Source organism: Nocardioides sp. S5 (assembly GCF_017310035.1).
In the GTDB taxonomy this organism is placed as follows: Bacteria; Actinomycetota; Actinomycetes; order Propionibacteriales; family Nocardioidaceae; genus Nocardioides.
In genome coordinates this window covers 3,563,953-3,576,801 of record NZ_CP022296.1, presented here as the reverse complement: position 1 = coordinate 3,576,801, position 12,849 = coordinate 3,563,953, and the positions used below count along the sequence as shown (strand labels likewise).

The window sequence follows — 12,849 nt, the reverse complement described above, 5'->3', positions numbered from 1 at the left end:
GTCCGCCATGGAGGGCGAGGACGTCAACAAGGCGCTCCTCATGGCTGTTCTCCACATCATCGAGACGTGGGTCGAGCGGGATAAGGCCGCGCTCGCACGCGTCAACGGCATGGCAGCGGCGCCCGACTCCGTGACGGGAGAGAAGGGCAAGCGTGCGTACGCGGTCCTGAAGCGGTACCTACCGGCTTACGCCCATACGAACCTGGTGGCGGGCATCGCGAACATCGCTCCTCGCGACAGAGACGCGGTGGGTGAGACGGCGCGCCGCTGGGCGCGTCCTGAGCGCCGGGTGGAGGTCGCGCGGTCGCTGCTGGCTGCTGCGGCTCGTGCACAACGGGCGGCCAAGGAGCGGGAGGAGGCGGCGCGGCTGGCCGCCGAGCAGGAGGCCGCCCGGCTCGCTGCAGAGGCCGAGCGGCTCGCCGCCGCAGAGGCCCGCAGGGTCGCGGAAGCCGAGGCAGAAGCCCTCCGGAGAGCCCAGCGGGCTGCTGCTCTGGAGCGGTTCCGGGTCGAGGCCGAGGCGACGTTCCAGCGCGACTTTCTCGCCGCCGACGCCTGGTTCGACTCCTGGAAGACCGACGGCCAGGTCACGCGGAGCGACTTCGAGGACTGGAAGGCCGCCTTCGTCCGACAGTGGGTCCGCAACGCCCTCGGCGACGACAAGTTCGACATCCAGCAGGCTCGGGCAGTCGCCACCACGTCGAACGACCTGAGGCTCGTTGCGCGGGCAGGCAGCGGCAAGACCCGCACGATCGTCACCCGCGCCCTCTTCCTGCAACTGCACTGCCGAGTCGACCCTGGCGCGATCGTGCTGGTCGCCTTCAACCGCAAAGCGGTCGAGGAGATCAGCAACCGCCTCCGCGCAGCCCTCCCACCCGGTGTCCGGCTGCCGCACGTCGTCACATTCCATGCCCTGGCCTACGCCCTGCTGCGCCCCGAGGAGGAGCTCGTCTTCGACGACGAGGACTCGGAGTCCCTCGCCCAGTCCAAGAAGGTCCAGGCGGTCGTCAACGACCTGCTCGTGGAGCGAAAGGACGACGTGCGACGGGCCATGCTCGGCCACTTCACCGATGACTGGAAGCGAATCCAACAGCGCGGGCTACACACGACGCGCGAAGAGTTCTTCGCCAGCCGCGCCGAAGTCACCCGAGTGACGCTAGGCGGGGAGTACGTGAAGTCCTTCGGAGAGCGGCTGATCGCAAACGTGCTCTTCGAACACGGCGTCGACTACAAGTACGAGCGCAACTTCACCCGTGGCGGGTTCAACTACCGACCCGACTTCACAGTCCTGGCCAGCCGGAAACCCCGCGTGGTCATCGAGTACTTCGGCATCGTTGGCGACCCGCAATACCAGCGCAACGCCGACCGCAAGCGGGAGTTCTGGAGCACGCAGACCGACGTGGCGTTCGTCGAGTTCAACCCCTCCCAGATCGTCTCCCTCGGCGAAGACGGCTTCCGCCGCGTCGTGCTAGCGGCGCTTGATCAGGCCGAGATCCCGTACCGCCGCCTGAGCGAGGACGAGATCTGGGAACGCGTCCGGCAGCGGGCAATCGACACATTCAGCAAGGCCTTGCGGGGCTTCGTGAACCGGGCACGGCAGCTGAACCTCAGCCCAGAAGACATTCGGCAGCGTATGTACGCGCTGGAAGATCCAAACGAAAACGTCGTCGCGTTCCTCGAACTCGCAGCTGACGTACACGAGGAGTACCTCGTCCGCAGTCATCGCGAAGGCTTCGAGGACTTCAGTGGCGTCATGTGGCGAGCAGCTGCCGAGGTACGTAATGGACGAGTCACGTGGACCCGAGCGGGTGGGAAGGAGCGCGGCGACCTCCGCGACCTCAGGTTTATCCATGTCGACGAGTTCCAGGACTTCTCCTTGATGTTCATGGAGTTCATCCGGGCAATCCGCAGCCAAGCGCCCAGCGCAGTCCTGGGCTGCGTCGGCGATGACTGGCAGGCCATCAACGGGTTCGCCGGAGCCGACCTGCGGTTCTTCGAGAACTTCGAGACTGACTTCCCGTCCTCAACCACCCACCAGTTGGTGACCAACTACCGCTCAGGCAGCCGGATCGTGTCGGCTGGCAACGCGGTAATGGACGGGTTCGGCGAACCCGCTCGCTCCTTCCAATCGGCACCCGGCCGCATCCAGATCGCCCGGCTGACTACCTTCGACCCATCACCGACTGAGCGCCGCGTCTTCGAGGGCGACGCCGGCACACCAGCGCTGCTTCGGCTGATCAAGCACGCGCTCACCGAGACTGAGGGCACGGTCGCAGTCTTGTTCAGGCGCAACACGGTCCCGTGGTTCACCAACACCGGCCAAGGGGCGTTCGGGCGGAAGCTCGACGGCTATCTCACCCACCTCCGAGGACACTTCACCGAGGAGGAAGGCAAGCGCCTTGAGGTCAGTACCTCCCACAAGTACAAGGGTAGGGAAGCTGGCTTCGTCATCGTCGCCGACGCGGACAAGAAGTCCTATCCGCTGATTCACCCCACCACCGAACTCTTCGAAGTGTTCGGCGACACCGTAGACAGCCTCACCGACGCCGAACGGCGCCTGTTCTACGTCGCCACCACGCGCGCGGAAGCCTCGCTCTGCTACCTCGTCACTACCGAGGACCCCTCGCCCTTCCTCGGAGTGATCATGGCCACCGGCGATCCCGTCCGCTGGGAAACACTCCCTGTCGCGGTCACCAACACCGACGCCGAAGTCGAGGTCCGCATTTACGACGGCTACGACGTCCGCCAGACGCTCAAGGACGCGTTCGGGTTCAAGTACGACGAGTCGAACAAGACCTGGTACGCCTTTCGCCCCGCGGACGGGTTCGACTTCCAGGTCGTGCGTAGCGTCCTCTCCTTCATCGGCCCACGACTCATCGAGGTGCGCGACGAAGACCAACGCGTCATCCACCGCGCAGGTGCCCGCCTCGACCGCGGCCCGCACGTGCCGTCCTAGAGATTGGCGGCGCACACGACGCGGTTGAGCGCGTGCCACCTGAGCCTGCTCAACAGGCTCGTACGCGAGTGATTCCAACCCGCCCCCCGACAAGTTTCGAACCCCTCGGTTTCCCCGGACATCGCCACCAGGTGCTCTGCTCAGGCTCGGCGCCTCGGGGAGGCCGAGCGCCCCGCGCGCCGCCTGTCTGAATGTCTACCGAGCCAGTGCTCTTGAGGCGAAAGTTCTGACGCCTCGCTTTGGCTGCATCTCGACAACAGGCCCCGCGCCGCCCTGGTCAAGAAGTTTTCTGCAACTTTCGGGGGGACGCCCTCTGACCTGCGGAAACGCGCGTCCCCCCTCTGCGTCCCCCCTCCAAATCGGGGGTTTGGGGGGACGGATGCGGGGACGCCCGCTCGCGACCTTTCTGCCGTGCACAGCCACGGACGAAAGGAGCGAGTGCGATGAGTGTGGGCGACCAGCTCGGCCTCGACGACAACAGCGAACTGCTCGACCAGGCCCGCCAGAAGTGGCCGACTTGGGTGGCCGCTGATCCGCGGCTTGGAGCCGTCGAGGAGCTCGACGATCTCCGGGCCTGGCTGCCCTCGGTGGACAGCGCAGCCTCTGACGAGGTCCTCCTGGCGCTGGCCATGCTGGCGGCTCCCGATGGCGGTGACGACATCGCCGCCGCTGCCGCGCTCGCCAAGTGCCTGCTGCCCGGCGCGTGCCGGCTCGCCGGCTGGCTCAGCACCCTCCCTCCCCGCGAGGTCTTCCGCGACAGCCAGCCCGTCGCAGCCGGCTCCTGGTCGGCCGTCGAGCGGATCGACGAGCTGGTGGCCTCCCAGCTGTGGATCGAAGTCCGGACCTTCAAGTGGCGCCGGCTGCGCAAGGTCGCCGCGAACATCCTGATCAACACCCGCGTCGGCGTCCTCCGCGAGGTCGGGGACTTCTTCTACGTCTCCCGCGCCGACCGCACGTGGGCGAACACCACCCTCGTGGAGTCCTTCTCCTCCGGCGACCTGGCCGACGGCGACGCAGGAACGTGGAGCGCCACCGCGATGCCGACCGAACGGGTTGCCGGCGTCCTATTCCACCGGCCCGAGATCCTCGCCGACGCCGGACCGGAGCAGGAGGAGCCATCGGCCACCGAGGAGCTGCTGGAGCTGCTGGCGTGGGCCTGCGAGAACCAGGTGATCAGCGCGGCCGACCGCTACCTGCTGCTCTGCCTGGTCGACGAGGCCGACCGGGTCGAGACCCGCAACCTCGCCCGCGGATATGGCGGCCTGCTCAGCAACGAGGTGTCCAGCCGGGTCGCACCGCGGGTCGGGTTGTCCGAGGCAACCGTCCGTCGCCACGGCTCGCGCAGCATGCGCGCCCTCGCCGCCGCCGTCCCGAGGAAGTTCGGCCGTGACGAATGAGCGCAACCGTGATCGCTCCCACCGCCCCACGACACATAGGCGACTGGAGGTGGTGAAGCCCATGACAAACACCCAGGACGACGGCGAGCGCCGGACGCCCGAGAAGATCTCCGAGCTGTTCGCGATCGCCGGCCGCGAGATCGAGGCGATCGAGCAGCTCACCGGCTGCGTCGCCCAGCTGCACGAAGTCCAGGCCGCCAAGGCAGAGCTGGCAAGCCTGACCCCGGCTGAGGTCCGTGCCGCACTCGAGTTCCGCCGCGGCAGTATCGGGGAGGCCAAGTGAGCACCCAGACCTCGAGCCGCCCGGTCGGCGTCGACGAGCTCAAGCGAGCCTGGGACGCCGTGAACGCCGGCGAGTTCCGCGCCGGCGCCGCCGCCGACAAGGGACCCCGCGGCCGCGGCACCGCCGCCGCGGGCGACTGGTCGCCAGCCGCGGGGGAGCACACCATCGCCGTGATCGGATGCGCCGGGTCCGCAGGTGCCAGCACCATCGCCCTAGCAGCCGGCCTGGCCGCCGCCGCCCCGGTCCGGGTGATCGAGTGCTGCTCGGTCACCGCCTCTGGTCTCGCCGCTGCGAGCACCGCCGAGCTCGGCCTTCACCCGACCGACTGGCGTCAGGGCAAGCGCGACCACGTCCTGCTCGAGCGGGCCAGCGAGGTCCTCGCCGGCGTCGACGAGATCCCGCTGCCGATCGACGCAGAGAACGAGACCCAGCTGACGATCCTCGACGTCGGCTGGGAAGCCGGTCAGCTGCTGGCCACCGACTGCTGGCTCGCCGAGGCCGTCCGCACCGCCGACCAGGTCGTCCTGGTCACCACCGCCACCGTCCCCGGGATGCGCCGCGCCTCGGTCGCCCTCGAGCTGCTGGCTAACCACTGGCAGCCCGAGCAGATCGCCCTCGCCGTGCGCGGGCCGCGCCGCAAGAAGTGGCCCCGCGGTCTCGAGCACGCCGGCGGCTCCGCCGTACGTCGCGCCCTGGTCGCGGACCGATGCGTGGAGATCCCCGAGGACCGCGAGCTCGCGGTCAACGGCCTGGACTCCCGGCCCGTCCCGGCCCCCCTCATCTCGGCAGCCCGTCAGCTGCTCGAGCCCGCCCACCTGCCCACCGACACCAGCGAAAGCGCCTGATCCGCACCGGGTCAGGAAACCCAGAAGGGAAGTCCACCCATGGACGTCATGACCGCTCTCCTCCCGATGGCCGCCCAGGTCTGCCCGAAGGCGCCGCCGGGTGCCGTCGGACCCACCAACGAGATCACCAGCTACGTGCTGTGGGGCGTCATCGTCCTGTTCGGCCTCGGCATCGTGATCGCCATCGGCGCGATCATCGCCGGCCGCGTGTTCTCCCTGCCGCACGCCTCCAAGGTCGGGGTGATCTCGGTGGTGGTCGTGTTCGCCTGCGCGATCGCCTACCTGGTCCTGCCCGGCATGCTCAACGGGATCCTCGGCAAGGGCTGCATCTGATGCGGCGCGCAGCCACGAAGAAGGCCGAAGGCGCCATGGAGTGGGGCCGGCGCCGCCTGCTCGGAATCCTGGTCGCCGCCGTCGTCGTGGCTGCGCTCCTGCTCGGTGGCCTCGCCTACGCGGTCTACCTGGCCGTCGCCGGGATCGGCGAGGAAGCTAGCGCCAACACCGACGTCGCCACCGGCGAGACCGATCGCTCGACGGTTGCCCAGGGTGCCGTTCACCGCGACGAGGTAGCGGCCGAGCCGATGCTGGCCGTTCCCGAGAGCGCCGCCTTCCCGGCCGAGACCACCAGCGCCAAGGCGCCCGTCATCAAGATCCCGGCTGGCACCGGTGTGAACGGACCGGCGTTCGTGATGACCGGGTTCCCGCACACCCCCGAGGGCGCGATCGGGCAGCTCGCGCAAATCGACCTCGCGGTGCTGCAGTCGATGAGCCTGACCACGGCGGCGGAGGTCTACAACGCCTGGGCACTGCCCGGCGGGGTCCGCGCCGAGGAGTGGTGGATCACCGCCAGCGTCCAGGCCTTCTTGACCAGCACCGGAATGGGCGAGGTCAAGGACCCAAGCTCCTCGGTCTCCCTCGAGCCGGCCGCCGCGCTCGTGAAGGGCACCGACGGGCCCGACTGGACCACCGTCTGCGTGCTGATGAAGGTCACCGCCTCCTACAAGCAGGAAGGCCAGATCGCCTTCGCCCACTGCGAGCGCATGCAGTGGATCGGCGGTCGCTGGATGGTCGCCCCCGGCGCCCCGCCCGCACCCGCCCCCGCGACCTGGCCCGGCACGCAGCTGGCCACCGAGGCCGGCTGGCGCACCTGGTCGACCGACGACACCACTGACCCTGACCACATCGAAGGGGACCACTGATGAAGAACCTGACAAGCGGCAACGACGACTCGCGGGCCACCCTGGTGCGCATCGGCATCCTGGTGGCGATCGCCTGCATGGTGGCCACCGTCGTCTGGCTCGGTGCTCGCACCCGGGCCGACGACTCCGGCGGCCTCGACACCACCGGCGGGGACAACTCGAGCCAGACGGTCGAGAACGCATCGGTCGAGCAGGTCGCACCGGACACCGCGCCGGCCGACGGCGTCGTGATCCCAACCGGCGACGACCAGGTCGACGGCTACCCGACCGGATTTCCGGCCACCGACCTGGGCGCCGTGGCGCTGCAGGTCGAGCTGGCCAAGGCACAGCTCGGGTTCGACTACGACCAGGCCGTCACCGTCGCCCGCCTCTACGCCAACCCCGAGGACAAGGCCGTCTTCGAGGAGCGCTCCCGCGCCGCAGTCGCGCTGCGCCGCCAGCAGGCCGGCGTCGCGAAGGAGGGCGACGTGCCCGCCCCCGCATCGTACGCCGTCACCCCGGTCGCCTACACCCTCGAGGAGCTCGACACCGGCTACTACTCGGTGAACCTGCTCAGCTACGTCACCCTCACCACCGCCGACGGCCAGGTCAAGGACAGCCTCTACGCCGGCACCCAGCTGATGCGGTGGCTCGACGGTGACTGGCGACTGGTCCAGGGCAGCGAAGCGGACATCGAGCACCTGGTCTCGGAGGGCCAGCCGCAGGCGGTGGCGCCCGGCACCCCCGGGTTCGAGAAGGCCGGCTGGATCCGGATCAACGGAGCTCCCCAGTGAGCACCGTCATCACCGCCGTGCGCCGGGCGAGCCGACTCGGCATCGCCGCCCTGGCGCTCCTGGTACTCACCACGCTCCTCGGAGCTGCCTCGACCCTCCAGCCTCCCGCCGCAGCAGCCAGCGAGCCGGCCGTCAGCGCGGCGCACCTCGCCCCGGTGGCGACCAGCGGCACCCTGCCGACCCGCAACGTCAAGATGGGCTGCCCGGGGCCCGACGCCCTGTGCGACCTCGGCGGCGACGCCGTCGACTGCGCCAAGGACCCGATCGATTGCGGCAAGGACGCCGCCGGCGACGTGAAGGACGGTGCCGGCGACCTGCTCGACGGCGCAGGAGATCTGCTCCCCGACGGCTGCGGGATCCTCGACGCGATCTGCGGCAACATCGGCGGGCTGCCCGGGCTTCCGGGCGTCCCTGGGCTGCCCGGGATCCCCGGTCTGCCGAACGTCGGTGACCTCTTCGGCGGCGGCATCCCCCGGCTGGGCGACATCCCCAACCCGTTCGAGGCCATCGGCGACGTCATCGCCAAGGCCGCGGCCGACGCCTGGACCGCGGCCATGCTCGCGATCTGGAACTCCGGCCTGTTCGTGCTGCGCATCGTGCTCACGTTCAGTGAGCTGTTCTTGACTCCGGACCTGAGCGCCGACGGCCCGGGCAAGGGCGTCTACGCCTTCACCCTGTGGCTGGCGCTGGCCCTGGTGGTCATCTTGGCGATGATCCAGCTCGGCGCCGCGGCCTTCAAGCGCGAGGGCAAGAGCCTCGTCCGGGCCTTCATCGGGTCCGGCCAGTTCGTCTTGGTGTGCGCATGCTGGTTCGGGTACTGCGTCATGATCATCGCGGCCTGCGGGGCGCTGACCAAGGCGCTGATGAAGTCGCTGCTCAAGGTGCAGACCTGGCCCGACTGGGACCCGCTCGGCGGACTCGGCATCGACGACATCACCGACGCCGGCGTGGCCACCGCTCTTGCCTTCCTCGGGATCTTCCTGTGGCTGGCCGCCATCGGGCACGTCCTGGTCTACCTGGCACGCGCGGCGTCCCTGCTGGTGCTCACCGCCACGGGGCCGCTCGCGGCCGCCGGCCTGGTCTCGGAGTTCACCCGTTCCTGGTTCTGGAAGTCGCTGCGCTGGTTCCACGCCGCGGCGTTCACCCCGGTGCTGATGGTGATGGTGCTGGGCATCGGCGTGCAGTTCGCCAACGGAGTCGCCGCCCACCTGGCCGAAGACACGGCCAAGGCGTTCGGCACCGCGCTGCCGGCCGTGATGACAATCCTGATCAGCGTCGTCGCCCCGCTGTCCCTGTTCAAGCTCCTGGCCTTCGTCGAGCCCGGCACCCCCAGCGGCGCGTCGTTCCGCCAGGGCATGGCCATCCAGGGCGGCCTCCAGGGCCTGCTCAGCGGCAGCGGCGGCGCAGGTGGCGGCTCGTCCGCTGCGTCGACCACCGACGCCAACGGCCGCTCCTCGGGCGAGCAGAGCGCCGAAGCCTCGACCGGCGACCGGTTCAGCAAGTCGACCCAGGGCGCCCTGGGCAGCTTCGGCCCAGTCGGCCAGGCCCTGTCGACCGGCATGGGCTGGATCAACTCCGCCGGCGCGAAGGCAACCTCTCTGATGTCGGACGAGACCAATCAGGTCGGTGTCGGCCAGAGCACCTACGGCCCCGACTTCAGCGGCTTGGGTGGACGGCAGTCCGGTGGCCAGTCCGGCGGCCAGGGCGGGACCCACCCCGGGTCGCAGAACGGCGACCAGAGCGACGAGGACTCGTCGATGCCGACCCCGCCCACGCCTCCTGCGCCGCCCACCCCGCCGACGCTGCCCACCGGCGGCCCCGGCGGCGGTTCAGGCGGCCAAGGCGGCGGAGGAGCTGACGCAGCTCCCAAGACCCCGGCCGCCGGCGGTGGGGGAGCGGCCGGCGGCGCCGGCGGCGCCGGCGCGGCAGCTGGCGGCATCCCACCGGTGGCGGTGTAACCGATGCGCCGACCGCCCCACCTCGAGCACCGATCGACACCCACCGACCTCACTGACCAGAAGGGAAGCCGACGATGACCACCTACGCCGACTACCAGCGCGACCGTATCGGCTGGTTCTTCGGCCTCTCCGGAGGCCAGCTGATGTTCCTGGCGCTGGCCAGCCTGCCGGCGTTCTGGGCAATCAGCCGCGGAGCGTGGTTCTCCGCGTTCCTGTTCGCCCTGGTCTGGGTGTTCCTGCTGGCCATCACCGTGATCCCGGTGCGCGGCCGCTCGGCCACCGGCTGGGTGTTCGCCTCGACGATGTACGCCGTCGGCGGCCTCTTCGGCTGGACCTCGTTCCGCGCCAAGGCCACCCAGGGCCGCGGCGACGACCTCGACACCCCGGACCTGCCCGGGGTCCTCCAGGGCGTCCAGATCCACGACGGCCCGCCACACGGCTCGCAGCTGCAGCGCGTAGCGATCATCGAGGACCACGCCATGAAGACCTGGGCGGTCACGGCCTCGATCGTGCACCCCGGCATCGGCATGAAGGACACCGAAGAGCGCGCCCGCTACGGCGAGGCCCTGGCCGGGCTGCTCGACGTCGCCGGTCGCACAGAGAAGGTCGACGAGATCCTCTTCATGGTGCGCACCGTCCCCGAGGACGGCGCCGAGCGCGACCTGTGGGTCAACCGCCACCGCCGCCCCAACGCCCCGGAGCTGTCGGAGGTCGTCAACAGCGACCTGGCCCACGGCCTCACCCAGGCATCGGTGCGCACCGAGCAGTTCGTGACGATCCTGGTCCCGGAGACCCGGATCGCGAGGTCGGCCAAAGAGTCCGGGGGCGGCTTCGAGGGCCGCTGCCGCGAGCTCTACCTGCTCATGGCCGAGATCGAGGCCCAGCTGCGCGGCCCGATGGGGATGACGACGGTGCGCTGGCTCACCAGCCCCGAGCTCGCGCTGGCCTGCCGGACCGGATTCGCCCCCGGCGACCGCGCCGGCATCGTCGAGGCCCTCTCGCTGCGGGAGAAGGACCCAAGCGTCAACGCCGACGTCCCGTGGGCGATGGCCGGCCCCTCGGGTGCCGACGCCACAGTGCGGCACTACAGCCACGACGCCTGGAACTCGGTCAGCGCCACCATCAGGCTGCCGACCCGCGGCGTCGCGATGGGTGCCCTGGCACCGATCCTCACCCCCAGCGAGTTCGGTGAGCGGCGATCGTTCGTCGTCGCGTACCCGATCGTTTCCCAGACCAAGGCCGACCGGCAGTCCGGCAACGCCGAGTGGGCCGCCGACCTGGCCGAGGGGATGAACGAGAAGCTCGGCCGCAAGACCCGCGCCAAGCAGCGCGACGAAGCCCACAAGGCCCGCGGCCTGGACGCCAAGCTGGCCCGCGGCAACTCGCTGACCCGGCCCTACGGCGTGTGCACGGTCACCGTCCCCAAGTCGATGCGGATCACCGAGTTCGGGCGCCGCCTGGACGCCTCGGTCCGACGCGCCGGGTTCGCACCGCTGCGCCTCGACCTCGCCCAGGACGTCGGGTTCGCCGCGTCCACCATCCCCCTCGGCACGAGCCTGACCCGGAGCGGAGACGCCTGATGACCACCACCCGCCGGAACCGCCGTGGCGGCCGCGACATGGCTGCCCTGCTCTCCGACTTCGGGCACGACCTGCCCACGATCCCCACGCTCGCCCCGGAGGCCAAGGAGCCCCGGCTCTTCCGCTACGCGCCGCGCCGCGGTGCCACCCGCCGGGGCCGAGGCTGGGCCGCCGCCACCGCCCCGGCGATGGCCTGGCGGATGACCAGCGACCAGGCCCCGGTGTTCTGGCCCTTCGTCTCCGCTCCCGCGCTGCCCCCGACGGGCGCCCAGATGGGCGTCGACCAGCTCTCCGGCGGCAGCTTCTACTGCGACCCGTTCGGTTGGGTGCTGCGCGACGACGTGCCCGCGACTAACCCCAACATCTTCCAGTTCGCCAAGCCGGGAAGTGGCAAGTCCGGCACCACCAAGGCGTTCTGCACCCGGATGATGCCGTTCGGCTACCGCACCCTGGTCACTGGCGACGTCAAGGACGAGTACGAGTCGCTGTGCCGCGCGCTCGGTGTCGAACCCTTCGTCATCGCCCCCGGCTTCTGGGCCCGGGTCAACCCGCTGTCCATGGGGCCGCTCGGCGACGGGTGGGAGAAGCTCTCGGCCGAGGAGGCGCAGCGCCGCGCCACGATCATCTTCAAGCGGTGGCTCGTCCTGGTCCGAGGCCTGGTCGGCAGCATGAAGATCGACGACGAGCGCCGGGTGCCGTTCGGCCCCGACGAGAGCGACGTCGTGCGCAACGCGCTGGCGATCCTCACCGGCTACGCCGCCGGCAACAGCGTCCTGCAGGAGACGACCATCCCGCGCCTGTGGGACCTGCTCCGTAACCCCACCGAGGAGCTCGTCCGGGCCTGCGAATACGCGAACACCCGCCAGTTCCTCGACCAGACCCGGCTGCTGCGCAACGCGCTCGGCGAGCTGGTCACCGGCACCCTCGCCGGCCTCTTCGACGACTTCACCAACATCGAGGTCGACTGGCGGGCCCCGATCCAGTCGTTCAGCCTCTCCCGGCTCGACGGCCTGGGCGATGAGGCCGTGGGCATCGCGCTGCTGTGCATGAACTCCTGGGGGCGTGGTCTGCGGGAGATCGCCGAGCCAGGCGACCTGCGCATCGTGGTGCGCGACGAGGTCTGGAAGCAGATGCGCCTCGGAACCGCCGCAGTGGCGAGTTTCGACGCCGACCTGCGGCTCTCACGCGGCATGGCCGGCAAGGGCGGCGACATCCAGTTCTGCAACCTCCACAAGCCCTCCGACCTGCTCTCGGTTGGCGACGCCGACTCCCAGGCCGCGATGATCGCCAAGGACCTCCTCGAGCTGGCCGACATCAAGATCCTCGGTGCCCAGAAGCCCCGTGTCGCCCGAGAGCTCGACTCCATGCTCGGGCTCGGCCCGATCGCCCAAGACCTCGTCTCCGGGTGGGCCATGCAGGACAAGGGCCGCGCCCTGTGGTGCATCGGCGACGCCACCTACAAGGTCCAGACGGTGCTCCACCCGCTGGAGAAGAAGCTCTACTACACCAACGAGGCCATCGAGTCCGCCTCTTAGAAGTTCGCGCGAATTTTGACGGTTCTGCGACGAACCTGAGCATACGCAACGGCCTCGACCGAGGAGCGCACTCAGGTTCGGAGAGTGCGTGGGGGAGACGCGTCGCGTTCCGAATAGGCAGCCGTCACCGAGAACCTCTCCGGGCGTGGCATCACCGGGCGTGGCATCTTTGGGCGTGGCATCCGGGACGCATGAGGAGCGACGGGTGTGCCGGCCTGCGGCTTCACCGTTGCGGGTTGGCCTTCAGGGACGAATGTGAACATCAGGACAGGGCCGACCGCCGATTGGGAATAGCGCGCAACGGGGTAGAGGTACCTGTCTGTCCA

Annotated in this window: 10 protein-coding genes; all 10 read left to right on the top strand. The window is 69.8% G+C overall.

Annotated features, from left to right (window positions below; translation table 11 throughout):
* The first annotated feature begins 7 nt into the window (after nucleotides 1–7).
* The 10 genes from CFI00_RS17690 (at nucleotide 8) to CFI00_RS17645 (ending at nucleotide 12,523) form a co-directional block, all read left to right on the top strand.
* Nucleotides 8–2,953 carry a UvrD-helicase domain-containing protein gene (locus tag CFI00_RS17690; RefSeq protein WP_207082348.1) on the top strand — a complete coding sequence of 982 codons (2,946 nt, stop codon included), beginning with the start codon at nucleotides 8–10 and terminating at the stop codon, nucleotides 2,951–2,953.
* A 443-nt stretch (nucleotides 2,954–3,396) separates the two neighbouring features.
* On the top strand, nucleotides 3,397–4,350 hold the full coding sequence (locus CFI00_RS17685; protein ID WP_207082347.1) for a hypothetical protein: 954 nt from the start codon (nucleotides 3,397–3,399) through the stop codon (nucleotides 4,348–4,350).
* A 61-nt stretch (nucleotides 4,351–4,411) separates the two neighbouring features.
* Complete coding sequence (locus CFI00_RS17680) at nucleotides 4,412–4,633, top strand: hypothetical protein (protein ID WP_207082346.1); 222 nt, start codon at nucleotides 4,412–4,414, stop codon at nucleotides 4,631–4,633.
* Entirely contained in the window at nucleotides 4,630–5,478 is an 849-nt protein-coding gene (locus CFI00_RS17675) for a hypothetical protein (protein ID WP_207082345.1), read from the top strand. Before CFI00_RS17680 ends, CFI00_RS17675 begins: the two co-directional genes overlap by 4 nt.
* Nucleotides 5,479–5,526: 48 nt before the next feature.
* The gene (locus CFI00_RS17670) at nucleotides 5,527–5,811 is read left to right on the top strand and encodes a hypothetical protein (protein WP_041547548.1); all 285 of its coding nucleotides are present in this window, start codon (nucleotides 5,527–5,529) and stop codon (nucleotides 5,809–5,811) included.
* Nucleotides 5,811–6,677 carry a hypothetical protein gene (locus CFI00_RS17665; protein WP_207082344.1) on the top strand — a complete coding sequence of 289 codons (867 nt, stop codon included), beginning with the start codon at nucleotides 5,811–5,813 and terminating at the stop codon, nucleotides 6,675–6,677. The genes CFI00_RS17670 and CFI00_RS17665 overlap by 1 nt, the downstream gene beginning before the upstream one ends.
* The gene (locus CFI00_RS17660; protein ID WP_207082343.1) at nucleotides 6,677–7,450 is read left to right on the top strand and encodes a hypothetical protein; all 774 of its coding nucleotides are present in this window, start codon (nucleotides 6,677–6,679) and stop codon (nucleotides 7,448–7,450) included. The genes CFI00_RS17665 and CFI00_RS17660 overlap by 1 nt, the downstream gene beginning before the upstream one ends.
* Nucleotides 7,447–9,408 (top strand): type IV secretion system protein, encoded by a 1,962-nt coding sequence (locus tag CFI00_RS23905; RefSeq protein ID WP_207082342.1) that lies wholly within the window; start codon nucleotides 7,447–7,449, stop codon nucleotides 9,406–9,408. Before CFI00_RS17660 ends, CFI00_RS23905 begins: the two co-directional genes overlap by 4 nt.
* A 74-nt stretch (nucleotides 9,409–9,482) precedes the next feature.
* Nucleotides 9,483–10,988 (top strand): SCO6880 family protein, encoded by a 1,506-nt coding sequence (locus CFI00_RS17650; RefSeq protein ID WP_207082341.1) that lies wholly within the window; start codon nucleotides 9,483–9,485, stop codon nucleotides 10,986–10,988.
* Nucleotides 10,988–12,523 carry an ATP-binding protein gene (locus CFI00_RS17645; RefSeq protein WP_242532469.1) on the top strand — a complete coding sequence of 512 codons (1,536 nt, stop codon included), beginning with the start codon at nucleotides 10,988–10,990 and terminating at the stop codon, nucleotides 12,521–12,523. The genes CFI00_RS17650 and CFI00_RS17645 overlap by 1 nt, the downstream gene beginning before the upstream one ends.
* Nucleotides 12,524–12,849 lie beyond the last annotated feature (326 nt).

Coding starts and splice junctions, on each gene's coding strand:
- CFI00_RS17680 (WP_207082346.1), top strand. CDS start 4,412: ATGACAAACACCCAGGACGACGGCGAGCGCCGGACGCCCGAGAAGATC.
- CFI00_RS17660 (WP_207082343.1), top strand. CDS start 6,677: ATGAAGAACCTGACAAGCGGCAACGACGACTCGCGGGCCACCCTGGTG.
- CFI00_RS17670 (WP_041547548.1), top strand. CDS start 5,527: ATGACCGCTCTCCTCCCGATGGCCGCCCAGGTCTGCCCGAAGGCGCCG.
- CFI00_RS17685 (WP_207082347.1), top strand. CDS start 3,397: ATGAGTGTGGGCGACCAGCTCGGCCTCGACGACAACAGCGAACTGCTC.
- CFI00_RS17665 (WP_207082344.1), top strand. CDS start 5,811: ATGCGGCGCGCAGCCACGAAGAAGGCCGAAGGCGCCATGGAGTGGGGC.
- CFI00_RS17690 (WP_207082348.1), top strand. CDS start 8: ATGGAGGGCGAGGACGTCAACAAGGCGCTCCTCATGGCTGTTCTCCAC.
- CFI00_RS17645 (WP_242532469.1), top strand. CDS start 10,988: ATGACCACCACCCGCCGGAACCGCCGTGGCGGCCGCGACATGGCTGCC.
- CFI00_RS17650 (WP_207082341.1), top strand. CDS start 9,483: ATGACCACCTACGCCGACTACCAGCGCGACCGTATCGGCTGGTTCTTC.